The organism is Streptomyces sp. NPDC006602, from assembly GCF_042870385.1.
Lineage (GTDB): Bacteria > Actinomycetota > Actinomycetes > Streptomycetales > Streptomycetaceae > Streptomyces.
The window spans coordinates 380,578-405,917 of sequence record NZ_JBIAHG010000006.1; the positions used below are offsets into that span (position 1 = coordinate 380,578).

Below are 25,340 nucleotides of genomic sequence, written 5' to 3' on the forward strand. Positions count from 1 at the left end.
TCCAGCTTTCTGTTACTGGTGCGGATAGCGGTCGGCCGGCGGCTGTTGCTGGTACGGAGCGGAACCGGGGTAGGAATTCGGGGGATAACTTCCGTATCCAGGCTGCTGATTGAACGGGTTCTGTTCCGCTGCCCGACGGCGCTTTGCCCGTCGGACCAGAAGCAGGGGTACTCCGATCAGGACGAGCACGCCGAGGGCTGCCAGGGTGCTGAGCGCGATGACGGACTTGGTGGTCAGGCCGCTGCCCGCGTCGTCGGACGCGGAGGACGGTGCAGTGCTGCCCGTGGAGTCGGACGCGGGCGTGGTGAGCGGGCCGTTCTTGGAGCCTGCCGGGATGTTCTGCTCAAGGGCGGCAAGCGGCACGATCTTCTGGCTCTCGCCCAGGAGATGGGACAAGGTCTGGTCCACGACCAGCGACGCGTCGCCGTACTCCCGGCGGTCGTCCCCGTCGTCGCCCAGCAGCGCCGCGGCCTGGTTGGTGTCGTACGCCGACAGCACGGTGTACGCGGCGAGGCGCCGACGTTCCGGCTCCGGGACCCAGGACGCCCCGGCGTGACCGGGCAACCTGCCGGGGCGACCGCCGGCGGCCTGCTGGAACGCCGGCTTATACGAGAGCGCTCCCCAGGTGTGGATGATCAGGCTGCGCCAGCGGCTCATGGTCTGCTCCGTTCCAGATGGCGAAGGGCGGCGCAGTCTAAGAGGAACCCGCGCTCCGTCCGTCCGCCGCGGGGCTCAGCCGACCTGTTCGAAGACCATCGACCACCAGCTGTCCGGCTGCGCGAACGCGTACCGGTCGCGGGCCCTGAGGTATTCCACGAGCGTGTCCGTGTACGAGCCGCGGTCCTGCGGCGCGGCGTGCTCCAGGTGCTTGGTGCGCAGCGCGAAGCGGTACAGGAACTCGACGAGGTCGGCGAGGGTTCGGTTGACGATCTCGGCCTGCGGTTCCTCGCCGAAGGACATGAGGATCACGTAGCCCCGCTCCATGTCGAGGCAGTAGCGCATCGCGGGGTCGTCGGTGGGTCCGCCAAGCACGAGGATGTGTGTCTCCGCGCCGCCCGCGGCCACCGGCACCACGGTGAAGGGATCGGGTCCCTCGTCGGCGGTGTCGAGGGTGAACAGGACGTCGACGAGCACGGGCACACCGACGTCGCACAGCACCTCGGTGTCGGCCTCGGACAGTCCGCGCTCCTCGGCGACGGCACGGTCCAGCGTGACCACGCGGTCCGCGCCGAACAGCTCCGTCATCTCGTCATGGGTGGCCATGCGTCCTCTACTTCCCCTTCGTCGTACGCCTGGCTGTGTCGGCCCGTCGGGCCCTTTCCGACCGCGCCGGCGGTTCAGCCGGCGAGACCGGCCCGTCGTAGCAGCTTCAGCCAGTCGTCGTACTCCACCAACTCGTCGTCGATCCCCGCAAGTCGTGCGTACTCCGGGATGGCCAGCCGCTCCAGGAAGAACGCCTCCAGCCCGGGCGCGAGCTGCTCGAAGCGCTCCGCGTCGACCCAGTCGCCGCCTTCTTCCGGGGCGCCGAGGACGCCGCCGCCCGCGCGGTCGAGGAACACGGGCGCCTCGTTGATCATCCCGACGCAGAACAGCTTCTCCGGGGAGAGCGGCAGCGGGGAGTCGACCACGGGCCCGCAGTAGAACTGGTGCTCCTCGGCCTCCTCCAGGCCGAAGAGCTGCACGGACGGCCCGCAGCTCGCGCCGTCCAGTACCCGGCAGAAGTTCAGGAACTCCCGCGGCACCCCGTCGGCCTCCGCGTCGGCCGCGGTCTCCTCGTCGACCGTCCCGCCGAGCGTGAACCGGAGCAGGTCCGTGCTCTCCGCCAGCGCCGTCCGCAGGGCGTCCACCGTGGTGATCAGACGGGACGATCCCGGGCTCGCGCTAGTCATCTGGCCACCACTTGATGTCGATATTGATCGGATTGCCGTCCGGAAGATCCCTGATCTGCGGGCGGATCTGCTGCGTGCCGATATCGAAGTTCGTCGTCCGGTCGAGCATCCGCAGGTTACGCCACGCGTCCGGACCACCGGTCTGGAGCTCGTTGACGTGGTCCGGTTGCATTTTACGGGCGGCCACCGCGGCCTCTTCGGCGAACTCGGGGTCGTCCTTGTGGTTCCTGCGGATCAGCGCCTCCAGCGCGCCTTTGTACTGCTTGGTGATCTCCTTGTCGCGGTAGTCCTCGGTCTTGCCCTTGAACTTGAAGAGGTTGCCCTCCTCGCCTAGCCGCTGAAGGGCCCTCGCCTTGCGTTCGAAGGCCGGCTTGGGCATGCCGGGCTTCCACTGCAGGGTGACGGTGTGCGGGTCCTTCGTGGTGTCCGGGCGGTCCTTGCCGATACCGCCGCCGTCGCGGACCGTGTCCTGGTTGCGGGAGCGGTTGACGATGCTGTCCAGCATGGTCGCCAGCGCCTTGTCGTTGCGCTCGTGGTTCTCGCCCATGACTCGCACGCCCTTGGACACGTCCTGGAGGTGCTTGTGCAGCTGGTCCTCGGCCTTCTCTATGGCCTGGAGGATCTTTTCCGCCCCGCCCTCGACGGTCGCCGCCATGGTGCCGCGGCCCCGCGTCCGGTCCAGCCCGGCGCGGCTGCGGCGCAGATGGGGACGGGCGCCGGACTCGTGCTCGTCGGCCTGGGAGGTGATCCGGGCGGCCAGCCGGTCGTGCAGGTCCTTGTCGTTGCGCACGGTGTCGCTCACGCACCGCCTCCCCGCCCGGTGAGCGTCCCGCCGGCGGCGTCCAGGCCGTCGGAGAAGCCCTCGCCGCCCGCGCGCAGGGTCTTGCCGGGGCTGTAACCGTCCTGCAGGCCGACGGCGTTGGCGCCGACCTGGATGGCGAGGTCGGCGGCCATGTTGCCGAGGGCGGAGTAGACCGGTCCGGTGACGACGGCCATGAGCTCTTCGACGAGGAGGTGCTCCGCCTCCTTCAGCAGCCGCCGGACGACGACGCGCGTGGCCTGGGTGGCGCCGAGCGCGCCGACCTCGGAGAGTCCGAGCGTGAACGGCGCGGCGGCCTGGGCGGCGATGATCTCCGCGGCGAGGATGCCCAGCTGGACGATGGCCGCCACCTTGGCGCCGGCCACCGCGACGGCCGCGCCGTCCAGGGCCATCGCACCGAGATCGGCCGCCTCGGCGACGCGTTCCAGATGGATGCCGCTGACCTTGCCCCAGTGCTGCTCGAAGGCCGCGGTCGCGATGCCCTCGTTGCCCTCCAGGAACTCGCGGACGAAACGTTCCGTCGCGTCCCTGCCGTCTCGCATCTGGGAGGCGAAGGAGCGCAGGCCGTCGGCCATGTCGCGGTAGTCGTCCTCGTCGACGTTGGGCCACTCGACGCCGATGAGGTCCAGCACCCAGGCCGCCTCGTCGGGCAGCACGACTCCCATCCGCGATCCCCTTCCGCCTCGGCAGAGCCAATTAGTTCACTCTTGCGACGGTCGAACTCTACTGTGACGGGAGATTGCTGACGGTGTGGGGGATGAGCAAGTCCCGCCAGTGGAGCGGGAGGTGGACGGCCTTGGATTCGGGGGCCGGGGCTCAGCGCTGGCGGAAGCGGCCCTCCGGCCGGGGTCCACCCAGACCGGAGGGCCGCCCGGGCCCGGCCAGGTGCTTGGGGACCGAGCGGGTCTCCGCGACGTGCCGTTGCGCGTCCTGTTCGGCGCGCTCCCGCTCGTCCTCGGCGCGACGTTCCTGCTGCCAGTCGTCGAAGCGTCCGCCGGCCTCGCGGGCCTCGGCGGCCGAACGCTTCTCCCCGGCTCGGCGCACCTCGGCGGCGCCGGAGAACAGGGCGGCCATGTACTCCGGGTCGGTGAACGCCTGCTCCGCCGTCAGGTCGCCGCGCAGGACCGCGGTGGCCATCTCCCGCAGCTTCGGGTCGGGGCCGCTGCTCAGGCTACGCAACGTGCGGTGCAGGCTGCGGGCCCGCTCTTCGTCCTTCGCGACGTCCAGCAACTCCCCCCGGTCCACCTTGCGTCCGTCCGGCACGCGAACCTCCTCCGTCCCTTCCTCTACGTCAGTCACACCATTGTCCAACAGGCGTGCGGGGGATGGGAGTCGGGAAAAGCGGCCAGCGGCTGGCGTCCGGCCAAGGCGCGTGGATCTGGCGGGTGAGCCGGTCGAGGGTAGCGACCGGGGCGAAGTCTTCCCGTAGGCAGGACGGAACCCTGGCGGAGCTGGCCGAAGCGGTCGACGAGGTGCTGCTCGGCCTTGGGGACGGCATCACCCGGGTCCAGCGCAAGCAGTACGCGGCCTACCAGCGGCTGCGGAACTTCGCCTGCGTCTGCCCGCCGCAGCAGACCAAGCTCCTCGTCCACCTCAAGGCCGACCCGACGGCGGTCGACCTCTTTCCCGGTTTCACCCGGGATGTGACGGGGCTTGGCCACCACGGCACAGGTGACCTGGAGGTGCAGCTGCGGACGGAGCAGGACCTGGAGCGGGCCCAGGACCTGTTCCGCCTCAGCTACGCCGCAGCGTAGAGGGCTGATGGTCTCGGCCGTGGGCGCCAGGAAGCGCAGTTTGAAGTTGTCGGCTGTCGTCGTGGTGGTGCCCTTCGGCGCGGCGGACGGGGAATGGCGGTGGATCTACAAGGATGCGGCGGATCCCCGGGTTCGCTAACCGGGGATCCGCCGCTGTATTGCCGCCCGCATCTGAGCCAAGCAGGCGTACCGTTCGCCATGTCAACGCACTTTCCCAAGCGACGCGGGGCACGTTCGTCGGCATGACAGGTGGCCTGCGGAACCAGCCGATCGGCACCACTGTGGATCCGGGCGTGAGCGGTGGAAAGTGGGAGCGGGTGGAGGATGGCGCGCCATCGCCGCCCGGGCCGGGGCACAGGCGGTGTCCCGTGTCCCGCAGTGGTGTGGCCGGCGGGCTGCCTCTTACGGCCCACTGGGGGCAGGAGGATCTGGTCCGCGCCCGGCTGAGTGGGAAGGCGGAAGCTGCGCCTCTGAACAGTAAAATCGCCCTCCCGAAGGTGGCCGGCGCCCCGGGCCCCGAGGCCCGGGGCGGTGTCATCGGACCGTCTCCGAGCGCTGTGCCGACAGGCCGTGGGCCACGAGCGCGGCCTCCACCCGGCCGGTGATGTGGCACTTGGCGTAGATGCTGCTGATGTACGCCTTCACGGTTGTGGGCCGCAGCGCGAGCCGTCGGGCGATCTGGCTGTTGGACAGGCCGCCGCCGAGCAGGGCCAGGACCTCGTGCTCGCGTGACGACAGCCTGCTCAGGACGGAGTCCGGGGTGCCGAGGTCCGGTCGCCGGGCCACCGGGGCGCGCAGCAGCAGGTCCCGCAGGCTGGTGCGGGGGAGGACAGCGGCACCGTCGGCGACGGCGTACAGCGTGTACGCCAGCATGTGCGGTGGCAGGTCCTCGGGGACGAAGCCGGCGGCCCCGGACATCAACAGGGGCAGCGGGACGGTCTCGGCGTCGCCGATCAGCACGATCGGCGGCATGTCGGACAGGGTGACGCCTGAGCCCATCAGCCCCCGCACGCCGGGCATCAGGGCCTCGACCAGCAGGATGTCGGTCGTCTGGCGGACGCCTGGCTCATGGTGACGGCCAGGCCCGTCGCCACCGGCAGTCACCGGGTCGGCAACGCTGTCCCGTTCGTCGACGACGAAGTCGCCTCGCGCCTGGAGTAACTGGACGATACCCGCGCGGAAGAGAGCACTGCGATGGATCAGCGTCACATGTATCACTTGGCTCCCCCAAATGACGATCTTACGAACGCAATCTCGACAGGTTAGCCAGCTGTTTCGTCGTTCCAGTCCAAGTCCGAGCAAAGAGTCGCGCCCGGCGACGGCGTCTGCCGCAGGGCGGAAGCCGTGAGGATGAGGACAGACCGTCTCCCCCGGCGGACGAGGCGCCGGTGCCCCGGGTCAACTCAGGGGATGAGCCAAGGAATTCCGCCCGTGGCTGGAAGACGCCCCTGGGCCCGCTGCCTAGCGTTTGACGTGTCTTCGGGACCGCAGACGCACCATACGGTCCCCCTCCCCAGCGCCCAACCGGCGCCGCACTCCGCGGAGTTCCATGAACCGATCGCTGATCATCGCCAGGATCACACCGGGCACCGAGGCCGAAGTGGGCCGCGTCTTCGCCGCATCGGACGCCACCGACCTGCCGCGGGAGATCGGGGTGCGTGAGCGCTCCCTGTACTCCCTCGGCGACCTCTACGTCCACCTCGTGGAGTTCGACCGGGACACCGAGGACGCCATGGCCGTGGCCCAGCAGCTCCCGGGCTTCCGGGACATCAGCAGGCAGCTGGACCCCTTCATCTCCGCATACGACCCGCAGACGTGGCGTTCGCCGAAGGACGCCATGGCCCGTCGCTTCTACCACTGGAAGCCCTGACCACGTTCCGAAGGCTTTGACCGAGAGGCTCCGAGAGATGTCCGCACCGCGTTTCACGCTCGCCGATCTGATGTCCCTGCTCACCGCGAAGGCCGGTCTTCCCGTCGCCGCGCAGACCGCCGACCCCACGCTCGGCTTCGAGGACCTGGACCTCGACTCGCTGGCGTTCCTGCAGCTCCAGGGCGAACTCCAGGACACGTTCGGCTTCGAACTCCCCGAGGAGGACTTCAAGACGTGGACCTTCGGCCGGATCGTCGAGTACGTCGACGAGCGGGCCGCCGACCGCAGCCAGGCCGCCTGACCGGCCGGGGAGGACCGCCCACATGACGATCGAGCAGCAGGCCCGGCAGATCGGGCACACCGACAACTCCGTCTACATAGACGCCGGCATCGACCTGGTCTGGGAGTTGACCAACGACGTGGCGTCCTGGCCCCGGCTCTTCACCGAGTACGCGGCCGCGGAGATCCTGCACCAGGAAGGCGACACCGTTCGCTTCCGCCTCTCCCTGCACCCGGACGACACCGGCAAGGTGTGGAGCTGGGTCTCCGAGCGCACCGTCGACCGCGCCGCCCGGCGGGTCACGGCGCGCCGCGTGGAGCCCGGACCCTTCGTCTACATGAACATCCAGTGGATCTACCAGCCGGAGGGCGACGGCACCCGGATGCGCTGGGTGCAGGACTTCAAAATGCGCCCCGACGCCCCGCTGGACGACGGGGGCATGACCGACCGGATCAACGCCAACACGACGATCCAGATGGACGTCATCCGGCAGAAGATCGAGCAGGCGGAGGGTCGCGGACGCGACTGACGCCCGCCCGGCCGCACCCCGCCCGCGACCATCTGCGCCGCGACCATCTGCGCCGCGCCCATCTGCACCGCGACCGCCTGTGCCATCTGCACCGCGACCGCCTGCGCCATGCCCGCTTCACCGTGACCGAGGAGAGACGTGACCATCCAACACCCGGGGCGGCGTCCCACTGCCTCCGCGAGCGTCAGCCGCCACGACGTACCGTCCAACCGCCGCCGCGGCGGCGACATCCGCACCCTCCTCTCGCCGGCCACCGTGGGAGCCGAGGCGGGCTTCCTGGGCACGCTGACCCTGGAGCCGGGGGAGGTCGTCACCGAGCACTGGCATCCGTACTCGGAGGAGTTCCTGTACTGCGTGCGCGGAGAGATCGAACTGACCGCCGACGACGAGAAGCAGGTGCTGGGCGCCGACCAGGCCGTGCACCTTCCGATCGGGGTGCGGCACCGGCTCGTCAACGACGGCACCGAGACCGCGTTCCTGGTCTTCTGCCTGGGGCCGCTGGCGCCCCGGCCCGAACTAGGTCACGTCGACACCGAGCCGCTGCCGCAGCAGCAGTCCGCGGGGAGCAGCCGATGACCGCGCTCGCGCCCCTGGTCGCCGTCCGCGGCATCGAGCCCACCGCACCGGCGGCCGCACAGCCCGACGCCCGGTCCGCACCGGGCGGTGTGCCCGAGGCGGCAGCGCCGATCGGGTTGTTCGACGTCTTCTGCCTCGGTCCGCTGGCGCTGCGGCCCGAACTCGGCCAGCGGGACATCCGGCTGGCGCCGCTGACGGAGCACACCGGGAGCTCCCGATGAGCGGCGCCCGGCGGGTGGCCGTCACCGGGATCGGTGTCGTCGCACCCGGCGGCATCGGCCGCGAGAGCTTCTGGGACGCCCTCACCGGTGCCCGTACCGCGACTCGTCCGATCAGCCTCTTCGACGCCTCGGACTTCCGCTCCCGGATCGCCGCGGAGGTCGACTTCGACCCCGCAGCCTGCGGACTCACCGTGCAGGAGATCCACCGCAACGACCGGTTCATCCAGTTCGCGTTGGTGGCCGCCGACGAGGCCGTGGCCGACAGCGGTCTGCGCGACAGCGGTTCGGCGGCCGGCCCGCTGCTCGCCGACGGGGAACGCGTGGCCGTCAGCATCGGCAGCGCGGTGGGCGCCACCACCCGGCTGGAGGACGAGTACGTCCTGGTCAGCGGCAAGGGCGCCCACTGGGAGGTGGACCCGCGCTATGCGAGCCGCTTCCTGCACCACGCCCTGGTCCCGTCCGCCGCCGCCACCGAGGTGGCCGTCCGCTACGGCGCCCACGGACCGGCCACCGTCGTCTCGACCGGCTGCACTTCGGGCATCGACGCCATCGGCTACGGCAGTCAGCTGATCGAGGACGGCGACGTCGACATCGTGATCGCCGGCGCCTCGGACGCACCGATCTCGCCCATATCCATGGCCTGCTTCGACACCATCCGGGCCACCAGCGCCCGCAACGACGACCCGGAACACGCGTCACGCCCCTTCGACGGCACCCGCGACGGATTCGTCATGGGAGAGGGATCAGCGGTGCTGGTCCTCGAGGAGTACGAGCACGCGGTGCGCCGCGGGGCACGCATCTACTGCGAGATCTCCGGGTACGCCAACCGCTGCAACGCATACCACATGACCGGGCTGCGCCCCGACGGCGCCGAGATGGCGCAGGCCATCGGCGACGCGCTGGGCCAGGCCCGGCTCGATCCGACCGCGATCGGCTACATCAACGCCCATGGGTCCGGCACCAAGCAGAACGACCGGCACGAGACCGCCGCGTTCAAGCGCAGCCTGGGCGAGCACGCGTACGCCGTGCCGGTCAGCTCGATCAAGTCCATGGTCGGGCACTCGCTAGGCGCCATCGGATCCATCGAGGTCGCCGCGACCGCCCTGGCCATGCAGCGGTCCGTGGTGCCCCCGACGGCCAACTACCAGGTCCCCGACCCGGAATGCGACCTCGACTACGTGCCGAACACCGCCCGCGAGCACCGCATCGACGCGGCGCTCTCGGTGGGCAGCGGCTTCGGGGGTTTCCAGTCGGCGATCGTCCTGACCCGTCCCGGACACCCCGCGAGGAGTGCGGCATGAGCGCGTCCCGAGTGCTGGTCACCGGAATCGGAGTGGTGGCCCCGAGCGGCGTCGGCGCCGAGGAGCACTGGGCCTCGCTGCTGCGGGGCGAGCTGAGCGTGGCACCGGTCGAGGGCTTCGACACCTCGCGCCACTCCGCCGTACTCGCGGGCCAGGTCCGCGGGTTCGTTCCCGCGGAGCACGTCGACGAACGGCTCATGGTGCAGACCGACCGCTGGAGTTGGATGTCCCTCGCGACGGCGCGCATGGCTCTGGACGACGCGAAGTACGACCCGGCCGACCACGACCCGTACGCCACCTCGGTGTTCCTCTCGGCGGGCTCCGGCGGCAACGAGTTCGGGCAGCGTGAGATCCAGGCGCTGTGGAGCCGGGGCCGGCGTGCGGTCGGGGCCTACCAGTCGATCGCCTGGTTCTATGCCGCGAGTACCGGCCAGGTCTCCATCAAGCACGGCACCAAGGGTCCGTCGGGTGTGGTCGTCAGCGAGGCCGCGGGCGGCCTGGACAGCATCGGCTGGGCTCGGCGGGCGCTGCGGCGCGGCACCTCGGCGGTGCTGGTCGGCGGTACCGAGGCCGGGATCACGCCGTACGCGCTGACCTGCCAGGCCACCAGCGGGCGGCTCAGCGAGGCACGCAATCCCCGGCAGGGGTACAAGCCCTTCGACATCGGGGCCAACGGCCATGTGCCCGGCGAGGGCGGCGCGGTGCTGCTCCTGGAGGACGCGGACGCCGCCGAGCGGCGCAGCGCCCCACGCGTGTGGGGGGAGATCGCCGGCTACGGCGCCACGCACGACGCGCACCACCACGAGGACATCGCCCCGGACTCCACGCAGCTGGCCCGGGCCGTGCGGATCGCTCTGGACGACGCGAGGGTCACCGCGGACCAGGTGGACCTGGTCGTCGCCGACGGAGCGGGCAGCCCCGAACTCGACGCTCTGGAGCTGGACGCGCTGGGCGCGGTCTTCTCAGGCCGTGCTACCCCCGTTCCGGTGACCGTGCCGCAGGGCTTCACCGGGCGGATGATGGCAGGCGGTTCGTCCCTGAACGTGGCCACCGCGCTGCTCGCGATGCGCGACGGGTTCGTGCCCGCGGTGGGCAACCTCGACCAGCCCGTGCCCGCGTCCCACCTCGACCTGGTCCAGGGTTCCGCCCGCCGGACGGAGGTGCGCACGGCACTGGTCGTCGCCCGCGGGTTCGGCGGCTTCAACAGCGCGCTGGTGCTGCGCGCGGCCTGAGCCGCAACGGCCCGGAACCGTAAGGAACTTCCCTGCACAACCAGTACTCGACTCATATCCGAGGAGCTCCGAAATGAACCGTTATGCCCTGGCTTTCCGTGTCCGGCCCGGCACCGAGCAGGACGTCGCCGAGCTGCTGTCGACCTATGACCCGCCGAAGCTGGAGATAGACGAGGAGACTCGACTGCTCGGCACCGCCGTCTTCATGAAGGGCAACCTCGTCGTCCGCGTGATGGAGATCGAGGGCGATCTCGCCAAGGTCGCCCCGCACCTCGCCGCCGACCCGTCCGTCCAGGCGGTGGAGCGCAAGCTCAACGAGTACCTCGAAGAGCCCGTCGATCCCTCGGACCCCGAGGCCCGCCGCACGTTCCTGGCCAAGCGGCTGATGCACACCGTCCTGCACCGCGAGGCCCCCAAGCCCGCGGCCAAGTGAGTCCCGCCCTTCTCCGAGGAGTTGACATGCCCCGCTATGCCCTGCTGTACCCGGTGAAGCCGGACAAGGCCGAGATCGCACAGCGCATCTTCGTCGGCAGCGGCGACCCGCCGCTGGTCGAGGGAGGCGTCCGTCTGCACAGCACATCGGTGTTCAGCAAGAACGGCCAGTTCGTACGGATCCTGGACCTCGACGGCGACCTGTCCGCGGCGGTGGAGATGCTGTCCCGCGCCACCGCGGTGCACGACGTCGGCCGTCAGATGTCCCAGGTCTTCGAGGGGGACTACGACTTCACCACGCTGGACGGCCTGCGTGCCTTCTTCGCCGACAACCTGATGACCACGGTCACCGACCGCCGGGGCGAACGCGAAGGGGACGCCGCGTGAGCAGGGTCGCGGTGCTCGGGCTGGGGGCGATGGGGTTTCCCCTCGCCCGCCGGCTCGCGGAGACGGGGCACACGGTGCGGGCCTGGAACCGGACACCGGGACGCGCAGGTCTCGCGGAGTGCGGGATTACGGCGGCGGCCACACCCGGCGAGGCGGTGGCCCAGGCGGAGTACGTGATCACGGTTCTCGCCGACGACGCCGCCCTGACTGCAACGCTGGAGGGCGGACTGCTCGACGCGCTCGGTGCCGGCCAGCTCGTCCTGAACTTCGGGACCGTGGCCTCCGCGACGATCCAGGAACTCGCGCTCCGGGTGGCGGAGCGCGGGGCCGAACTCCTCGACGTCGGGATGCTCGGCAACGCGGTGCACGCGGGGCGGGGCGAGCTGCGGCTGTACGTGGGCGGGGCGCAGGATCAACTGGAGCGCGTCCGGCCCCTGTTGCGGGACCTGGCCAAGGAGGTCACGCACATCGGACCGCTCGGCTCCGGCATGGACCTCAAACTGGTGCTCAATCTGCTGATGGGCCTTGAGATGCAGGCCCTCGGCGAGGTCGTCGCGCTCGGCGAGGCCCTGGGACTGGACCGGTCCGTGGTCCTGGACTCGGTCACGGTCAGCGGCTTCAGCGCGCCGGTGATGGGCTTCAAGGCGCGCCGCATGGCTTCCGGCCGTTACGGCGCCCCCGACTTCCGCCTCGCCCTGATGACCAAGGACCTCCGCCTCGCTGAGCAGGCGGCGCACACCCGCGACACGGCCCTGCCCATGACCGCGGCCGCCCATTCGGCCCACCACGACGCCGTGTCCCGCGGCTGGGGCGACCTGGACTGCGCGTCCATCGCCCATGCGCTGCCCGGCGGCACACCGGACCCGTCGCACCGGGCGGCCGGGGGGCGGCCCGGGCCACCCGGAAACCGGCCCGGAGCGACCGGCGATGCGGCCGGAGGTGCGCGGTGATCATCGACATCCATGGGCATCTGTCGCCCCCGGAGGCCGCCCGGCGGTTCCCGATGCCGCCGAGTCTGACCGATGTGGACGGGATGATCGCGGACCGCGAGGCCGCCGGGATCGATCTCACGATCATCGGGAGCCCGGTGGGCGCGGGCGCGATGATGCGCGTGCCGGGCATGGACAACTACGCCCAGCCCCGCGACCGGTTGCGCGCGTTCCACGACTGGATGGCGGGGGTGTTCGCCCGCTTCCCGGAGCAGCTGCGCGGCTATGTGTACGTGAACCCGTTCGGCGACGACGACCACTTCGAGGGTGTCCGGGAGACCCTCGCCGACCCGCACTTCGTGGGTCTGATCGTCAACTCCTCGGTGCAGGGCCGCTTCCTGGACTCGCCGGACGCGGACTCCTTCTTCGCCTTCGCCGACGAGATCGGCAGACCGGTGCTGGTGCATCCGCCCGCGGAACCGGCGGGCGGCGCCGCGGTGACGGACTTCCGGTTCGTCGAACAGATCGTCCGGCACGCCGACATGGGCACCGGCCTCGCGATGATCGCCTTCGCCGGGTGGCTGGAGAAGTACCCGGACCTGAAGGTCATCGGCTCCACGGGCGGCGGTGCGATCGCCTCCCTGGTCGAGCGCCTCGACGCCGCGGCCCGCCCCCGCCCGTGGGGAGCCGCAGGCACGCCCCCGCAGGGCTCCGCGGGACCGGCCGGTCCTCCGGCCGGGGGCCGTCCCGACGCCCCCGCCCGCCCGGCGGCACCCGGCGCCTCCGTCCGCCGTATGTACGTCGACACCGCCGTCTCCAGCCAAGCGCACCTCAAGCTCAACGCGGAGGTGCTCGGCCCGGAGCACCTGCTCTTCGGCACCGACTCGCCGCCCCTGCCGCGCCGGCTTCCGGATCTGCTCCGCGCCGTCGAGCAACTGCCGCTCGACGAGGACGGGCGACGTGCCGTGCTCGGCGGCAACGCCGTACGGCTCTTCGGACTCGACCGGACGGCCGCGACGGCCCTCGTCTCCCCGCCCACGGCGGAAAGGTCTTCGCATGTCTGACACCCTCTCCGAACGCCCCGAAGCACCCCAGGGGCTGCTCGGCGCCGAGCCGGCCGCCGACCGTGCCCGGATCGTCTTCCTGGTCCGTGTCCCGCTCGGCCGCACCGCCGACTTCCTCAACGCCTATCAGCAGATACGGCACCTCGTCGCGGACGGCACCCCGGGCCATCTGGTGGACCAGCTCTGCCGGTCGGACACCGACCCCGAGCAGTGGCTGATCACCAGCGAGTGGCGGGACATGGCCTCCTTCCGCGCCTGGGAGAGCAGTGAGGCCCACCGTGAACTGGTGCGCCCGCTGCGCGAGGCGATGACGGAAGCGCGCTCGCTGCGCTTCTCCGTACGCGCCCAGACGTCCGCGGGCGAGGTGGTCTGACATGACCCGCGGACGTGTCTTCGTGGCCGGCGGCGGCATCGGCGGCCTCGCCACGGCGATCTCGCTTCGCCAACAGGGTTTCGACGCGGTCGTGTTCGAGCAGGCCCACAAGCTGGTCGCGATCGGCGCCGCCATCGGCGTCCAGACCAACGCCGTACGGGCCCTGCGGGAAATCGGCGCCGTGGACGACGTACTGCGGGCCGGCGTGCCCATCGAGCACTACCGCTACTACTCGTGGCGCGGCCACCGCCTGGTCTCCTGGCCGCAGGGCGACATCGGCCGCAGCATCGGCGAGCCCACCGTCGTTGTCCACCGCGCCCAGCTCCAGCAGGCCCTGCTGGACGCGCTGCCCGAGGAAGCGGTCCGGCTCGGTCGTACCGCCGTCGGCTACCGCGAGGACGAGGACGGCGTCACCCTCCTCTTCGAGGACGGAACCGAAGAGCACGGGGAGCTGCTGGTGGGCGCCGACGGGCTGCGCTCGGTGATCCGCGCGCAGCTGCTCGGTCCGGCCGAGCCCCGCTACTCCGGCTGGGTCGCGCTGCGCGGCATCGCACCGTCCTTCAGCCATCCCGCGGTGCCGATCGGCATCGCCCGCCAGACGCTCGGCAGCGGCCGCAGCTTCGGCATGTGGCACATCAGCGACGGCCGCCTCTACTGGGTGGCCACGATCGCGGTACCGGAGTCCGTGCGGGACGTTCCCGGAGAGGCGCGCAAACGCTGGATCCTCGAGCGGTTCCGCGACGCCCATGCGCCGGTGGCCGAACTGATCGAGGCGACCCCGGCCGACGCGATCCTGCGCAACGAGATCCACGACCGCCCGCCCGCGCCGACCTGGAGCGGCCGCCGGGTCACCCTGCTCGGCGACGCGGCACATCCCACCACCCCGGTCACCGGTCAGGGCGGCGGCCAGGCCATCATCGACGCGCATGTGCTGGGCCAGGAGCTGGGCAGGTGCCCGGAGTTGACCACCACGTCGGTTGCCGAGGCCTTTGCGGCCTACGAGGCCCGGCGGCGACCCGTCACCTCCTCGATCACCGAGGAGGCGCGGCGCATCGGTGCGATGCACCACTTCAGCAGCCCGTTCCTGTGCCTCGGACGCGACCTGTCCCTGAAGCTGACGCCCCCGCGGGTGTGGCGCCGGCGCATGGAGGACCGCCTGGCGTTCTGAGCCGGCGGTACTTCCCCGAGCCCGTGGGCCGGCGAGGAACCCCCGCCTCGCCGGCCCACGGCCCCTGTGTACGTCAACCGCGTACGTCGTCGACGCCTTGCGAAGGACGGTGTCTGTCACCCATGCCGGATATATCAGGACTCCTGTTTTCCAGTGAGTCCGTCACCGAGGGCCATCCCGACAAGATCTGTGATCTGGTCAGCCTGGCCCAGGACCCCACCGCCCGGGTCGCCATGGAGACGATGGTGACCACCGGACACGGTCGGCGGCCGGCTCGGCGCCGAGCAGCCCCTCGGGTGCTTCGGGAACGGCTCGACCGCGTCGACGGCCTGCGCCACGCGACCGGTCTCTGACGGGGGCACTCGGATGCGTATCGCGGTCACCGGGTCCATCGCGACCGACCATCTCATGCTGTTTCCCGGGCGCTTCAGCGAGCAGCTCGTCCCCGACCGGCTCGCAGCGGTCTCACTGTCCTTCCTCGCCGACGAACTCGACATCCGCTACGGCGGGGTCGCGGCCAACATCGCCTACGGCCTCGGTGCGCTGGGCCGGCGCCCCCTCCTGGTCGGGGCGGCCGGGCGGGACTTCGGGGAGTACCGCGGCTGGCTGGAGGCCGCCGGGGTGGACACCGCGCAGGTGCGCGTGTCCGACAGCAGGTACACGGCCCGCTTCGTGTGCACCACCGACGCCGACCAGAACCAGATCGCGACCTTCTACAGCGGGGCGATGGCCGAGGCGGCCGACATCGACCTGGAGGAGGTACTCGAGCGCGCCGGCGGCGCCGACTTCGTGCTCGTGGGGCCCGACGATCCGACGGCGATGCTGCGACACGCCGCTGCCTGCCGCAGACTCGGCCTCCCGTTCGCCGCCGATCCGTCCCAGCAGCTGGCCCGTATGACGGCGGCGGACGTGACCGCGATGATCGAGGGCGCCCGGTATCTGTTCACCAACTCCTATGAGCGGGCGCTGCTGCTGCGCCTCGTCGGACGCACGGCATCCGAAGTGCTGGAGCGGGTGGGGGCGTGGATCGTCACCCTGGGCCAGGAGGGCGTCCGTATCGACACAGCCGGGTCCGGATCCGTCCACCTCCCGGCGGTGCCGGCGGCGTCCGTCACCGATCCGACCGGGGCCGGCGACGCATTCCGGGCCGGTTTTCTGGTGGGGCTCCTGCGGGGTCTCGGTGACCGGGCGTCCGCCCAACTCGGAGCCACCCTGGCGACCATGGCTCTGGAATTTCCCGGAAGTCAGGGATATCGGTGTTCAGAAAGCGATCTCATCGCCTGGTCGGCCCAGCACTATGATGTATGTCCCATGCCGAGTTCGTCCCAAGTTCAGCGATAGTGAAGCGGTCACGGGTATAAATAATTGTCGGCGCGCCACCTTCCAGGTGGGCCGCATCCAACAGGCACCATGTCCGTGATTTCCGGGGGACGTTCATGCAGGCCTTGTCAAGACATACATCCATGGTCGCCATACCAGGCGACGAACAGGCCGTTTCGGCCGTCGAATCCGATGTCCGGGTGCTGATATGCGAGCGCCAGGAGATCTATCGCATCGGTTTGCGGACGGTTCTGGAAGCCGACGACGGCCTGGCCGTCATCGGCGAGGCCGGTTCGCAGGCGGAGGTCCTCTGCCTCGCCGCCACCCTGCGACCGCATGTGGTCCTGGCCGGGGACCCGGGCCCGTGCTCCGCCGTGCCGGAGGTCATCAAGAGCCTGAGCGGGCTGGGGGTGGGAGTGGTGGTGCTCACGGAGAAGTCGGGGGACGTTCCCACGATGCTGCTGGCGGGCGCCCGCGGCTACCTCCCCCGGCTGGCGCCGCCGGACCGGCTGCGCGACGCCGTACGGGCTGTGGCACGCAACGACACGGTGCTGGACTGTGATGCGACGGAGGCCCTGGTCAGACGGCTCACCCAGGCGGCGTCCGGGGGGAGCGAGGCGCACTGCAGGGCCGCGTGGGGCTCCGAGTGCGGGCCGACGGAGCCCGGTGCCGAGATGGAGGGCCTCACCCGGCGGCAGTTGGACGTGACCAGGCTGGTCGCACGGGGGTTCAACAACTCCGAGATAGCGGCTCGTCTGCATGTCGGAGAGGCCACGGTGAAAAGTCATCTCGCCGCGGTGCTGCGCAAGTACGGGCTCCGCGACCGCACCCAGCTCGCCATCCTGGCGCTGCAGGCGCACCAGCGGTAGCCGGACGTGCGCCGGGGCAGGCACCCGGCGCACGGTCGCGCGCGTAGGCGAGAATGGTGTAATTTCTGGTGATTACTCGAGGGTAACTGCCATACGGCAGTGGTGCATCGGCGGAATGGTGGCTCCGGCGAGGCGTCGGCATACTGTCCCGGGCCGACCAACACCCCCCACCGGTCAGGGAGCCGACGACGCCTCCGGCGATCAGCTGAACGGCATCGTCCTGTACGCCGGCTCTGTGGCGCTGTTCGGAGGGATGGAGATGTACGTCGGACTCCTGGGGCCGTTCCAGGCGGGCGTGGGAGAGGCGTCGATCGTCCCCACCGCCGGGAAACCCCGCAATCTGCTCGCTCTGTTCGCCCTCAACCCGGGCACCCTGCTGACGAACCTCGTGATCACCGAGGAGCTGTGGGCAGGACACCCGCCTCGGCGTGCCACCAGCGCGATCCATGCCTATGTGATGCGCCTGCGGCATGCCCTGACCTCGGCTTTGCCCTGTCACACACCGGAGCGGCCGGACGCCAAGGAGATCCTTCAGACGGTGCCCGGCGGATACGTTCTGCGGCCGGGGGAGTGCTTCGCCAGCGATGCCGCCGAGTTCAGGCGGCTGGTCGACCTGGGCAACCGCAGGGGCGAGGTCGGGGATCGGGACGGGGCCGCGCAGCTGCTGCGTGCCGCCCTCGACCTGTGGCGCGGCCCCGCACTGGCCGATCTGCAGCCGGGCCCCGTGCTCGAGCGCGAGATCCTGGCGCTCGAAGAGCGTCGCCGCACCGCCACGGAACGGCGTATCGCCTTGGATCTGGAACTCGGCCGGCACCACCTCGTTCTCGACGAACTCACCGAACTCACCGCACGAAACAGAATGCACGAATACCTTCACGCGCTTCATATGGTGGCACTTCAGCGAAGCGGCCGGAGAACGTCTGCAATTGAACTTTTCGAGCGCCTGCGTCGCGACATGGAAAAGGGACTCGGAACGGAACCGGCGGCCTGGATCAATCAACTGAGGCTGACTGTTCTCGACGCCGACGCGAATCTCGACAATCCTCTGCCGAAAGAGATTCCTCCGGTTTACGGAGACCGCCCGGCGAGGTGAATTCAGGCAGCATCGGCGGGGCGGCGATCCGTAACCGGGACCGGCCCTGATCGAGGCCCCGCTTCTCCGGGGCCCGGGCGGGATCGTCCCCGGAAGCGGAACCGCGGTGCACCCGTGCCGACCCGGTGCGGTTTCGAGACCCCTCACATACCCCCTCCGATGGTCCGACCGAAACCGGCCAGGGCTGCGGCTCGTCCTCACATACATGTTCGAGCCAATCCTTTAACAAGTCAAGCATCCAGGTGGGTGGCGGCATGTTCCCCGTGACGCCCGAGGTGGGCGTGGGGAGGCCTGGCGGATCGTCCGAGCTGAAGAGGCTGTTTCAGCCACGAGAGGCTTCCGGTGTCAGCGGGTCACGCCGCTCAGCTTCTCCAATTTGATGGCGCAGTCTATCCTTGACTGATTCAAGGTTCAGGCAAAATTAAGCCCAAGGGTGTGAGCGCGTGACCACTGATGCCTTCCGGTCGGAGCCGTCGAGGAGTCCCGCGGGGGACTCCTCGCGGAAGGAGATCTTCGAGCTGTTCTTCGTGCTGTTCGGGAAGCTGCGCGACCACTATGCGGGGACCGCGGCGGCCTTCGGCCTCACCCCGCAGCAGGCCAAGACCATCCGGCTGGTCGGCGACCCGCGCTCCATGCGGGAGATCGCCGACGTGCTCCAGTGCGACGCCTCCTACGTGACGGGCATCGCCGACAAGTTGGAGGACAGCGGCCTCATCGAGCGCCGCCCGAGCCCGGCCGACCGGCGGGTCAAGCAGCTCGCCCTGACCCCCAAGGGGCGGCGGCTGCGGGCCGCCCTCGAAGAGAAGCTCTTCTCTGCGGTGCCGGGTGTGGAGGGGATGTCCGGCGAGCAGCGCGAGGTTCTGTACGGAGCGCTGCGCGCGATGTTCGACGCCTGCTGAGCCGACCGTCGGCGCCCTCCGAAACGGCGTAACCCTTGAATCAGTCAAGCATTGACTGATACCATCATCGGGCACATCCCAGTTGGCATGGGCGTCACCGTCCGGAAGGACCGAACATGGACTTGAGTGCACGAACCCGCGGACCCGCCATCGAAGTAACCGGCCTGGTCCGCGAGTTCGCCAAGGGGCGCCGTGCCCTCGACGGTCTCGATCTGCGCGTCGGCCACGGTGAGATCTACGGCCTGCTGGGGCCGAACGGAGCGGGCAAGTCCACCACCGTGAACGTCCTGACCACACTGCTGCCGCCGACCGCGGGCACGGTGCGGGTCGCGGGCCATGACGTGGTCACCGAGGCGGGGCGGGTGCGCCGCTCGATCGGTGTGGCGATGCAGGACGTGTCGCTCGACCCGCTTCTGTCCCCCCGGGAGCACATGAAGCTCCAGGCGGCTCTGTACGGCCTCGGTCGCGCGGAGCGGACCCGGCGCGGCGAGGAACTGCTGGCGGCCGTGGGGCTCACCGACCGGGCCGGCGACAAGGTGTCCACCTTCTCGGGCGGCATGAAGCGCCGCCTGGACCTGGCGCTCGCCCTGCTGCACCGGCCCGCCGTGCTCTTCCTCGACGAGCCCACCAACGGCCTCGACGTGCCCAGCCGTGAGGCGCTGTGGGAGCAGATACGCCGCCTCTCCTCGGAGGAGGGGGTGACGGTCTTCCTGACATCCCAGTACCTCGAGGAGATCGATGTACTGGCCGACCGCATCGGCATCGTGGACCGCGGCCGGATGATCGCCGAAGCGACGCCAGACGACCTCAAGGACCAGTTCGGGCAGCCCGCCATCGAGATCGTGCCGACCGCGGAGCAGCGCCCGGCCGCCGCCGACCTGCTGGCGGGCTTCGGTCCGCTCGGCTCCGCGGTGCGTCCCGGAGCCGTCGCTGTCCGGGTGACGAGCGTGGCCCGCGAGCTGCCCGAGATCGTCCGTGCCCTGGACGCCGCGGACATCGTCGTCGAGCAACTCGAGGTACGCGCACCGACGTTGAACGACGTGTTCCTGTCGCTCACCGGCGACGGCCGGCAGGAGGCGGGGGATCTGCTCCCCGAGATGGCCTCATGAACACGGCGCTGACCCAGGTGGCCTGGCTCGCCCGGCGCTCCGCGCTGCGGACGCTGCGCCGGCCCGCCGCCTTCCTCCCCATGCTGGGCTTCCCGGTGCTGCTGCTCGCCCTGTTCGCCGGCGGCCTCGACCTGTCCACGCGTGTTCCCGGGTTTCCCACGGACTCGTACTTCTCCTTCCTGCTGGCCGGCGGATTCGTCCAGGGCGCGCTCGTCGGAGGCGTGAACAGCGGCCTCGACCTGGTGTCGGACGTGCAGAGCGGATTCTTCGGCCGGCTGCTGCTGACGCCCATGAACCGGGGGCTGATCGTGCTTGCCCAGCTGTGCGGTTCCGCGCTGCTCGCGGTGATCCAGTCCTTGATCTGCCTGCTCGCCGGCGCGGTGGTCGGGGTGTGGCCGCACTCTCCGGCCGAGGTGGCCGTGATCGTGGCGCTGAGTGCCGTCATGGGCATGGCCTTCAGCTCCTGCGGTGCGTTCCTGGCCCTGCGCACCCGTTCCTCCGAGGCGGTCCTCGCGACCTTCCCGCTGACCTTCGTCCTGCTGCTGTTCAGCTCGTTCTTCATGCCGAGGAACCTGATGACGGCCGGGTGGTTCCGCACCCTCGCCTCCTGGAATCCGGTGACGTACCTCATCGAGGCCGTAAGGGCGCCGCTCATCGGCGGGAACGTCGCACACGCAACGGGAGTCGGGTTCGGGATCGCGGCCGGGCTCGCCGCTGTCACGGTGTCCCTGACGGTGGGCCGCCTGAGCAGCCGGACGGTGACGGTATGACCGCCACCACCACCGGAGCCGCCGTGGCACAGCGGACCGGCAGCGTCCATGTAGCGCTCGGGATCGCGGCGCGCAACCTCCGCGCGGCGTTCACCACTCCCTCCCTGTTCCTGCCTCCGGTTGCCGCACCCCTGGTCTTCTTCGTCGCGTTCGCCGGCGGGCTCTCCGTCCTCGCGGGGCAGCAGGGTTTCGACTTCCACGACGGCTACACGGCCTTCGAATACGTCTTCGTCGCGCTGCAGGGCGCGGTCTTCACCGGAATCTTCAGCGGTCTCGCGCTCGCCCGCGACTTCGAGACCGGCGTCGCGCGCAGGTTCCTGCTCAGCGCGCGCAACCAGCAGGCGGTCGTGTGGGGATACGTACTGACCGCGATGGGCCGCGCGCCGGTGGTCACGGTCATCCTGTACGCCCTGGGCGCCGCGGCCGGGATGAGGGTGAGCGCCGGCCCCGTCGAGCTGCTGCTGTTCTTCGTGATGAGCGAGCTGCTTGCGGCCGCAGGGGCGCTGTGGAGCTGCGGGATCGCGCTGCGTTTCAGGACCATGCAGGCCGCCCCGCTGGCCCAGCTCGTCGCCTTCCTCCTGGTCTACCTCGCACCGGTCTTCGCCCCGGTGGCGCTGCTCGCGCCCTGGTTGCGGGCGGTCGCGCGGGTCAACCCGTTCACCGTGCTGCTGGAGTCCGGACGGGGTCTGATCCAGGGCGAGGGAGTGCGGCTTGCGGCCTCGGGGGCCTGCCTCGCGGTGCTGCTCCTGCTGCTTCAGCTGTGGGCCGTGTTCGGCCTGCGCCGGGCGCGGGCGGCGGGGGCGTCATGACATCCGCGAGCGAACCGTACGAAAAGTCGTCGAGAGAGGAGCCCCTCCGCATGACGGGACGAACGACGGGAGAACCGTCGCTGCAGGACCGGATCTGCCTGGTCACTGGCGCCAGTTCGGGGATCGGACTGGAGACGGCACGCGGTCTTGCCGCGCGTGGCGCGGCCGTGGGCCTCGTCTGCCGGTCACCGGCCCGCGGACAGGCCGCGCTGCGGGCGCTGAGCGAGGAGTTTCCCGCGGCCCGGCTGACCCTGTTCCACGCCGACCTCTCGTCGCAGGCGGAGATCAGACGCCTGGCCGAGGACGTCAGGGCGCAACTGCCCGGCCTGAACGTCCTGATCAACAACGCGGGCACCATCGAGAAGGCGCACCGGACCTCGCCGGACGGTATCGAGCTGCAGTTCGCGACCAACTACCTCTCGCTGTTCCTGCTCACGTCGCTCCTCGCTCAGACGCTCGCCGCGAACGCGCCGGCCCGCGTGGTCAACGTCGCCTCCGGGATCCACGGCCGCGCCCGGATGGACTGGGACGATCTCGTCTCGCCCCGGTCGTACGACGCCTTCCAGGCGTACGCCCGCTCCAAGTTCGCCGTCGTCGCCCACTCGAAGTCCGCCGCCCAGCGGCTGGCCGACAGCGGCGTGACCGTCAACTCCGTCGAGCCCGGACTGACGCAGACCGCCCTTCTCGACGACGCCAAAGTCGGCATGTTCAAGGTGGTCCGGCGCTTCCTGCGCTTCGCGCCGACCGCCGCCCAGTCCGCGAGCCATCTCGTCCGACTCGCCGTCGACCCCGAGTTCGAGGGCGTGAGCGGCCTCTACTTCCGCAAGAGCAACCCGGCGAAGGCCGCGAAGGCGATCGCCGACCCGGAGGTCCTGCAACGTCTGTGGGCGTTCAGCGAGCGCCTGACCACGCAGCCCGCACCGGACCGGGAGCCCTAGGGCCTTCGACGGCTCGCACCCTCTGCCCGCGACCGTCCGTCATCCGCACCACGTGACAGCACTGGACAGAAAGAGAAACACCATGACTGAAACAGTTCCGCTGCCGGGCACGAGCGCGGGGCTTGCGACGCCCAACGGGCGGCGATGGCAGATCCTGCTGCTGCTCTGCCTCGTGCAGTTCATGCTGCTCCTCGACGACACCGTCGTGAACGTGGCGCTGCCCTCCATCCGGGAGGATCTCGGCTTCTCGCTGGCGAACCTCGCCTGGGTCGTCAACTCCTACGTGGTCGCCTTCGGCGGGTTCCTGCTGCTGGGCGGCCGGCTCGCCGACACGCTGGGCCGCAAACGCATCTTCATCGTCGGCACCCTGGTGTTCGCACTCGGCTCGCTCGGCAACGGGGTGGCCCAGAGCCAGGGCATGCTGATCGGCTCCCGCGCGCTGCAGGGCCTCGGCGGCGCCCTCGCGGCACCCGCCGCACTGTCCATGGTGGCCGTGCTGTTCACCGACCCCAAGGAGCGGACCCGTGCCCTGGGCGTGTGGGGTGCGCTGACCGGCCTCGGCGGTGCCACGGGTGTGGTCCTCAGCGGTGTCATCACCGACCTCGTCAACTGGCGCTGGATCTTCTTCGTCAACCTTCCGGTGGCGCTGATCCCGCTGCTGCTCCTGCCCCGGATCGCACCCGAGAGCCGCCGCACCGGCACCCGCGGGTTCGACGTGATCGGCGCGGTGACCATCACGGCGGGCTCTTCGATCCTCGTCTACGGACTGCTGCACGCCTCCGACCAAGGATGGGGTTCGACGGCCTCGGTGGCCAGCTTCGTCGCGGCGGCCGTGCTGCTCGCGGGCTTCCTGATCCGGGAGCGCGTCGCCGACGACCCGCTGGTCCCGCTCTCGTTCTTCAAGCGGCGCGGCCCGACGATGGCCAATGTCGCCCAGGTCCTGATGGCCTCGGCGAACTTCGGCACCTTCTTCCTGCTGACGCTCTACATCCAGCAGATCCTGGGCTACTCGCCGATGCGGGCCGGGCTGAGCTACATGGGCTTCTTCGTCGGTATCTTCCTCGGCTTCGGCACGGCGGCGCCGCTGATCCCCAGGACCGGCGTCCGGCCGGTCATGACCGGAGGCATGCTCTTCCTCGCCTCGGGCATGTTCTGGTTCGCCAACGCTCCCCTCGACGGGAAGTACTGGTCGACCATCTTCCCCGGCTTCGTCCTCATGGCCGTCGGGATCGCCTGGACCTCGTTCTCCATCAACATCGCCGGAGTCCACGACGTGCCGGAGCACCAGGCCGGCCTCGCCTCCGGCCTGCTGAACGCGAGCCAGCAGGTGGGCGGGGCGATCGGCCTCGGCGTGCTGATCACGGTCAACTCCTCCCGCACCAGCCACCTTCTGCACGGCGGAGTGGCGCCCAAGGTCGCGCTGCTCGGCGGCACGCATCTGGCCTTCGCCGTCGGCGGCGGCCTGCTGATCGGTGGCGCGGTGCTGGCAGCCCTGCTGATCGGCCGTATCAAGCCCACCACCCTGCCGCCCATGGTCGTCCTGGAGGACCAGGGCGATGTCCAGATCGCGCGTTGAGACAAGGGAGTTGCCGTGACAGCGAATCCTTCACAGACGCGGGCACCCGGCCCCGGCGGACCCCCCGCCGGCTCGGAGAACCTGCTGCGCATCCTGACGAGCCCGTGGGTGGCGCAGGCCGTGTACACGGTGGCCAGGTTCGACCTCGCCGACCGCCTCGCCAACGGCCCGCAGACCTCGGACGAGCTCGCCGAGGCCACGGGCCTGGATCCCGACGCCCTCTACCGGATCATGCGGACGCTCTCCTCCTTCGGAGTCTTCCGGGGGCTCGGTGACCGGCGGTTCGCCCTCGACGAGGCGGGCCACCTGCTCCGCGACGGCGTACCGGGAACGCAGAAGTACTCGGCGCTGCTCTTCGGTGAGGAGACCTTCCGCTCCTGGGGAGAGGTCGCCCATTCGGTGCGAACGGGCCGCCCGGCGTTCGACGAGATCTACGGGAAGACGTTCTACGACTACCTCAGCAGTCACCCGGCGGGTTCGGAGAACTTCAACCGGGTCATGGGCGGCGCCGCGGTCGTGCCACCGATCGCCGAGTCCTTCGACTTCGGGCCGTACAAGCACGTCGTGGACGTGGGCGGGGGCACCGGAGCGCTCCTGGCAAGCGTCCTGTCCCGGCATCCGCAGCTGTCCGGGACGCTGTTCGACCTGCCCGAGGCGATCGCCCAGGCGGAGCGGGAGCTGGACGGGCCGGTCCGTGCACGGTCCTCCCTGGTCGCCGGAAGCTTCCTGGACAGTGCTCCGGTGGGCGGCGACGTCTATCTGCTCTCGCGCGTCCTGCACAACTGGGCAGACGCAGACGCGACGGCGATCCTGCGCAACGTACGGGCGGCGATGAGCCCGGGCGGCCGTCTCCTCATCTTCGAGCGCTTCCTCCCCGACGACGACACACCCCACATGGGCAAGATCTTCGACCTGGTCATGCTGGTCGTCCTCGGTGGCCGCGAACGAAGCTCCCATGAGTACGCGGCCCTGCTCGCCGAGACGGGCTTCAGGCCCGTACGCGAGATCGAAGGCCCGAGGAACATGGGGTTGCTGGAGGCCGAGGCAATCTGATCGGGCTCGCCCCGCCGCCCGACCTGCGGCGCGAACCGGCGCGGCCTGCTGTTGCACCCCGGCCGGTTCGCGCCGCAGA

The 25,340-nt window shown here is 70.3% G+C and carries 30 protein-coding genes and 2 pseudogenes; 25 read left to right on the forward strand and 7 right to left on the reverse strand.

Annotation, left to right across the window (positions count from 1 at the left end; genetic code table 11):
• Nucleotides 1–12: 12 nt before the first annotated feature.
• The 6 genes from ACFYO2_RS19615 to ACFYO2_RS19640 form a co-directional block, all read right to left on the reverse strand.
• A complete protein-coding gene (locus ACFYO2_RS19615; protein ID WP_388350249.1) occupies nucleotides 13–657 on the reverse strand; it encodes a hypothetical protein in 645 nt (214 codons plus the stop codon).
• Between the two features lie 75 nt (nucleotides 658–732).
• A complete protein-coding gene (locus tag ACFYO2_RS19620; RefSeq protein ID WP_388350251.1) occupies nucleotides 733–1,263 on the reverse strand; it encodes an SUKH-4 family immunity protein in 531 nt (176 codons plus the stop codon).
• 74 nt (nucleotides 1,264–1,337) lie between these two features.
• A complete protein-coding gene (locus ACFYO2_RS19625; protein WP_388350253.1) occupies nucleotides 1,338–1,889 on the reverse strand; it encodes a hypothetical protein in 552 nt (183 codons plus the stop codon).
• Nucleotides 1,882–2,691, reverse strand: coding sequence for a hypothetical protein (locus tag ACFYO2_RS19630; RefSeq protein WP_388350256.1), 810 nt, complete (start codon nucleotides 2,689–2,691; stop codon nucleotides 1,882–1,884). The genes ACFYO2_RS19625 and ACFYO2_RS19630 overlap by 8 nt, the downstream gene beginning before the upstream one ends.
• Nucleotides 2,688–3,374 carry a hypothetical protein gene (locus ACFYO2_RS19635; protein ID WP_388350259.1) on the reverse strand — a complete coding sequence of 229 codons (687 nt, stop codon included), beginning with the start codon at nucleotides 3,372–3,374 and terminating at the stop codon, nucleotides 2,688–2,690. The genes ACFYO2_RS19630 and ACFYO2_RS19635 overlap by 4 nt, the downstream gene beginning before the upstream one ends.
• Before the next feature lie 151 nt (nucleotides 3,375–3,525).
• Complete coding sequence (locus ACFYO2_RS19640) at nucleotides 3,526–3,972, reverse strand: hypothetical protein (RefSeq protein ID WP_388350262.1); 447 nt, start codon at nucleotides 3,970–3,972, stop codon at nucleotides 3,526–3,528.
• A gap of 158 nt (nucleotides 3,973–4,130) precedes the next feature.
• Here ACFYO2_RS19640 and ACFYO2_RS19645 point away from each other — a divergent pair.
• Nucleotides 4,131–4,463: pseudogene (locus tag ACFYO2_RS19645) on the forward strand (DUF5655 domain-containing protein); the annotation flags it as partial.
• A 534-nt stretch (nucleotides 4,464–4,997) separates the two neighbouring features.
• On the opposite strand, the gene ACFYO2_RS19650 reads toward ACFYO2_RS19645, so the two are convergent.
• Nucleotides 4,998–5,672, reverse strand: coding sequence for a LuxR C-terminal-related transcriptional regulator (locus tag ACFYO2_RS19650; protein WP_388350265.1), 675 nt, complete (start codon nucleotides 5,670–5,672; stop codon nucleotides 4,998–5,000).
• Nucleotides 5,673–6,012: 340 nt separating this feature from the next.
• On the opposite strand from ACFYO2_RS19650, the gene ACFYO2_RS19655 reads away from it, so the two are divergent.
• The 24 genes and pseudogenes from ACFYO2_RS19655 (at nucleotide 6,013) to ACFYO2_RS19770 (ending at nucleotide 25,261) form a co-directional block, all read left to right on the forward strand.
• Nucleotides 6,013–6,333 carry a TcmI family type II polyketide cyclase gene (locus ACFYO2_RS19655; RefSeq protein ID WP_388350268.1) on the forward strand — a complete coding sequence of 107 codons (321 nt, stop codon included), beginning with the start codon at nucleotides 6,013–6,015 and terminating at the stop codon, nucleotides 6,331–6,333.
• Nucleotides 6,334–6,370: 37 nt separating this feature from the next.
• Nucleotides 6,371–6,634, forward strand: coding sequence for an acyl carrier protein (locus ACFYO2_RS19660; RefSeq protein WP_388350271.1), 264 nt, complete (start codon nucleotides 6,371–6,373; stop codon nucleotides 6,632–6,634).
• A 22-nt stretch (nucleotides 6,635–6,656) separates the two neighbouring features.
• Entirely contained in the window at nucleotides 6,657–7,142 is a 486-nt protein-coding gene (locus tag ACFYO2_RS19665) for an SRPBCC family protein (protein ID WP_388350274.1), read from the forward strand.
• 138 nt (nucleotides 7,143–7,280) lie between these two features.
• Nucleotides 7,281–7,718, forward strand: a complete 438-nt coding sequence (locus ACFYO2_RS19670) for a cupin domain-containing protein (protein ID WP_388350277.1) — start codon at nucleotides 7,281–7,283, stop codon at nucleotides 7,716–7,718.
• Nucleotides 7,715–7,939, forward strand: a complete 225-nt coding sequence (locus ACFYO2_RS19675) for a hypothetical protein (RefSeq protein WP_388350280.1) — start codon at nucleotides 7,715–7,717, stop codon at nucleotides 7,937–7,939. Before ACFYO2_RS19670 ends, ACFYO2_RS19675 begins: the two co-directional genes overlap by 4 nt.
• Nucleotides 7,936–9,240, forward strand: coding sequence for a beta-ketoacyl-[acyl-carrier-protein] synthase family protein (locus ACFYO2_RS19680; protein ID WP_388350283.1), 1,305 nt, complete (start codon nucleotides 7,936–7,938; stop codon nucleotides 9,238–9,240). The genes ACFYO2_RS19675 and ACFYO2_RS19680 overlap by 4 nt, the downstream gene beginning before the upstream one ends.
• On the forward strand, nucleotides 9,237–10,472 hold the full coding sequence (locus tag ACFYO2_RS19685; protein ID WP_388350286.1) for a beta-ketoacyl synthase N-terminal-like domain-containing protein: 1,236 nt from the start codon (nucleotides 9,237–9,239) through the stop codon (nucleotides 10,470–10,472). The genes ACFYO2_RS19680 and ACFYO2_RS19685 overlap by 4 nt, the downstream gene beginning before the upstream one ends.
• 73 nt (nucleotides 10,473–10,545) lie before the next feature.
• Nucleotides 10,546–10,905, forward strand: coding sequence for a SchA/CurD-like domain-containing protein (locus ACFYO2_RS19690; RefSeq protein ID WP_388350288.1), 360 nt, complete (start codon nucleotides 10,546–10,548; stop codon nucleotides 10,903–10,905).
• A gap of 26 nt (nucleotides 10,906–10,931) precedes the next feature.
• On the forward strand, nucleotides 10,932–11,291 hold the full coding sequence (locus tag ACFYO2_RS19695; protein ID WP_388350291.1) for a SchA/CurD-like domain-containing protein: 360 nt from the start codon (nucleotides 10,932–10,934) through the stop codon (nucleotides 11,289–11,291).
• Nucleotides 11,288–12,241 carry an NAD(P)-dependent oxidoreductase gene (locus ACFYO2_RS19700; RefSeq protein WP_388350294.1) on the forward strand — a complete coding sequence of 318 codons (954 nt, stop codon included), beginning with the start codon at nucleotides 11,288–11,290 and terminating at the stop codon, nucleotides 12,239–12,241. The genes ACFYO2_RS19695 and ACFYO2_RS19700 overlap by 4 nt, the downstream gene beginning before the upstream one ends.
• A complete protein-coding gene (locus ACFYO2_RS19705; protein ID WP_388350296.1) occupies nucleotides 12,238–13,284 on the forward strand; it encodes an amidohydrolase family protein in 1,047 nt (348 codons plus the stop codon). The genes ACFYO2_RS19700 and ACFYO2_RS19705 overlap by 4 nt, the downstream gene beginning before the upstream one ends.
• On the forward strand, nucleotides 13,277–13,657 hold the full coding sequence (locus ACFYO2_RS19710; protein ID WP_388350298.1) for an antibiotic biosynthesis monooxygenase family protein: 381 nt from the start codon (nucleotides 13,277–13,279) through the stop codon (nucleotides 13,655–13,657). The genes ACFYO2_RS19705 and ACFYO2_RS19710 overlap by 8 nt, the downstream gene beginning before the upstream one ends.
• 1 nt (nucleotide 13,658) lies before the next feature.
• Nucleotides 13,659–14,825, forward strand: a complete 1,167-nt coding sequence (locus tag ACFYO2_RS19715) for an FAD-dependent monooxygenase (protein WP_388350300.1) — start codon at nucleotides 13,659–13,661, stop codon at nucleotides 14,823–14,825.
• Between the two features lie 131 nt (nucleotides 14,826–14,956).
• Nucleotides 14,957–15,082 (forward strand): annotated as a pseudogene (locus ACFYO2_RS19720) (S-adenosylmethionine synthetase N-terminal domain-containing protein); the annotation flags it as partial.
• A gap of 109 nt (nucleotides 15,083–15,191) precedes the next feature.
• On the forward strand, nucleotides 15,192–16,166 hold the full coding sequence (locus ACFYO2_RS19725; RefSeq protein WP_388350308.1) for a carbohydrate kinase family protein: 975 nt from the start codon (nucleotides 15,192–15,194) through the stop codon (nucleotides 16,164–16,166).
• A gap of 122 nt (nucleotides 16,167–16,288) precedes the next feature.
• Nucleotides 16,289–17,014, forward strand: a complete 726-nt coding sequence (locus ACFYO2_RS19730; RefSeq protein ID WP_388350310.1) for a LuxR C-terminal-related transcriptional regulator — start codon at nucleotides 16,289–16,291, stop codon at nucleotides 17,012–17,014.
• Nucleotides 17,015–17,249: 235 nt separating this feature from the next.
• Entirely contained in the window at nucleotides 17,250–18,107 is an 858-nt protein-coding gene (locus ACFYO2_RS19735) for a BTAD domain-containing putative transcriptional regulator (RefSeq protein ID WP_388350313.1), read from the forward strand.
• Between the two features lie 443 nt (nucleotides 18,108–18,550).
• Nucleotides 18,551–19,006 carry a MarR family winged helix-turn-helix transcriptional regulator gene (locus ACFYO2_RS19740; RefSeq protein WP_388350315.1) on the forward strand — a complete coding sequence of 152 codons (456 nt, stop codon included), beginning with the start codon at nucleotides 18,551–18,553 and terminating at the stop codon, nucleotides 19,004–19,006.
• A gap of 122 nt (nucleotides 19,007–19,128) precedes the next feature.
• The gene (locus ACFYO2_RS19745) at nucleotides 19,129–20,115 is read left to right on the forward strand and encodes an ATP-binding cassette domain-containing protein (protein WP_388350318.1); all 987 of its coding nucleotides are present in this window, start codon (nucleotides 19,129–19,131) and stop codon (nucleotides 20,113–20,115) included.
• Nucleotides 20,112–20,885 carry an ABC transporter permease gene (locus ACFYO2_RS19750; protein ID WP_388350321.1) on the forward strand — a complete coding sequence of 258 codons (774 nt, stop codon included), beginning with the start codon at nucleotides 20,112–20,114 and terminating at the stop codon, nucleotides 20,883–20,885. The genes ACFYO2_RS19745 and ACFYO2_RS19750 overlap by 4 nt, the downstream gene beginning before the upstream one ends.
• On the forward strand, nucleotides 20,882–21,694 hold the full coding sequence (locus ACFYO2_RS19755; protein ID WP_388350324.1) for an ABC transporter permease: 813 nt from the start codon (nucleotides 20,882–20,884) through the stop codon (nucleotides 21,692–21,694). Before ACFYO2_RS19750 ends, ACFYO2_RS19755 begins: the two co-directional genes overlap by 4 nt.
• 50 nt (nucleotides 21,695–21,744) lie before the next feature.
• Nucleotides 21,745–22,632 carry an SDR family NAD(P)-dependent oxidoreductase gene (locus ACFYO2_RS19760; protein ID WP_388350327.1) on the forward strand — a complete coding sequence of 296 codons (888 nt, stop codon included), beginning with the start codon at nucleotides 21,745–21,747 and terminating at the stop codon, nucleotides 22,630–22,632.
• Nucleotides 22,633–22,714: 82 nt separating this feature from the next.
• Entirely contained in the window at nucleotides 22,715–24,208 is a 1,494-nt protein-coding gene (locus ACFYO2_RS19765) for an MFS transporter (RefSeq protein WP_388350329.1), read from the forward strand.
• 15 nt (nucleotides 24,209–24,223) lie between these two features.
• Nucleotides 24,224–25,261 (forward strand): methyltransferase, encoded by a 1,038-nt coding sequence (locus tag ACFYO2_RS19770; RefSeq protein ID WP_388350332.1) that lies wholly within the window; start codon nucleotides 24,224–24,226, stop codon nucleotides 25,259–25,261.
• Nucleotides 25,262–25,340: the final 79 nt, after the last annotated feature.